The 881-nt window shown below is 46.0% G+C and carries 1 protein-coding gene; it reads left to right on the forward strand.

Annotation, left to right across the window (positions count from 1 at the left end; translation table 11 throughout):
• Positions 1-88 precede the first annotated feature (88 nt).
• Positions 89-850: an IS5-like element ISSpu10 family transposase gene (locus ACU696_RS20925; protein WP_011789342.1), complete on the forward strand. Its 762-nt coding sequence runs from the start codon at positions 89-91 to the stop codon at positions 848-850.
• Positions 851-881 lie beyond the last annotated feature (31 nt).

The following is an 881-nucleotide window of genomic DNA, read 5'->3' on the forward strand; positions in this document are numbered from 1 at the left end:
GGCTTGTTGATCTTTCGTGATGGATTATTAGACAGCATGATGGGCTGGTATAATTACTTTCGCCAAAAACTAACCATGACAACCCATCATGCCAAGAACAATGTTAACAGACGAGTACTGGTCAAAGCTAATCAGATTGATGCTTAAAACGGGCCGCGTATATGACAAGCCGGAACACAGAAATACTTTCGAAGGCATTTTGTATCGGATGCGGGTCGGTTGCCCTTGGCGCGATGTGCCAGAAGCTTTTGGAGATTGGAGCGCCATCTACCGGCGTTTTAACCTGTGGTCTAAAAAAGGCATTCTAATGCAGCTATTCGCAGAGTTAAGGCAATTGGCTGATTTAGAGTGGGAATTTATAGACGGAAGCATCGTCAAAGCGCATCAGCATGCGACAGGTGCTCGCTCAGAAGATAAAGAAGCGATTGGGAAAAGTCGTGGTGGTAACACGACGAAAATCCATATGGCAGTGGATAGTTGCGGCTTGCCAATAGATTTTATTGTGACAGGCGGTGAGGTTCATGACAGTAAAGCAGCCATAGAATTACTAAAACAACTGCCTGATGCCGAACACGTTATCGCTGACCGGGGCTATGATAGCGAGAAGATACGAGAGCAGATCCGAGAAAAAAAGGGCGTCCCTAACATACCGCGCAAGCGTAATTCGAAGATTGGTAATGGCGATATTGACTGGTGTCTGTACAAATATCGCCATCTGGTTGAGAACGTGTTTGCCAGGCTAAAACATTACCGCTCAGTAGCAACAAGGTATGATAAATTAGCCCGGAATTATGCAAGTACACTGGCCTTGGCTTGCTGCCTTATATGGCTGCCAATGTGGGTTGGCTGAATTATGAACAGCAAAGATCAACAGGCCCTAG

It is taken from the genome of Providencia sp. PROV_01 (assembly GCF_053098325.1).